The sequence below is a fragment of the Streptomyces sp. Ru71 genome, from assembly GCF_002920535.1.
In the GTDB taxonomy this organism is placed as follows: Bacteria; Actinomycetota; Actinomycetes; order Streptomycetales; family Streptomycetaceae; genus Streptomyces.
Window position 1 is genome coordinate 1 of record NZ_PQSS01000184.1, and the last position, 468, is coordinate 468.

General features: G+C 67.7%; 1 protein-coding gene. It reads right to left on the reverse strand.

Annotation, left to right across the window (positions count from 1 at the left end; translation table 11 throughout):
* The coding region (locus tag C3489_RS38145; RefSeq protein ID WP_308460845.1) for a carboxyl transferase domain-containing protein at window positions 1-468 on the reverse strand (468 nt) is incomplete at both ends.

Genomic DNA, 468 nt, shown 5'->3' on the forward strand with positions numbered 1-468 from the left:
CCCTCGGCGCCCATCACGGCGATCTCGTTGGTGGGCCAGGCGTAGGTGAGGTCGGCGCCGATGGACTGGGAGTCCATCACGATGTAGGCGCCGCCGTACGCCTTCCTGAGGATGAGGGAGATCCGCGGGACGGTGGCGTTGCAGTAGGCGTAGAGCAGCTTGGCGCCGTGCCGGATGATGCCGCCGTGTTCCTGGTCGACGCCGGGCAGGAAGCCGGGGACGTCGAGGAGGGTGACGATCGGGATGTTGAAGGCGTCGCACATCTGCACGAAGCGGGCGGCCTTCTCGGACGCCTCGATGTCCAGCACACCGGCCAGGACCTGGGGCTGGTTGGCGATGATGCCGACGACCTGGCCGTCCATGCGGGCCAGCGCGCAGATGATGTTGCGCGCCCAGCGCTCGTGGACCTCCAGGTACTCGCCGTCGTCGACGATCTCCTCGATCACCTTCGCCATGTCGTACGGCCGG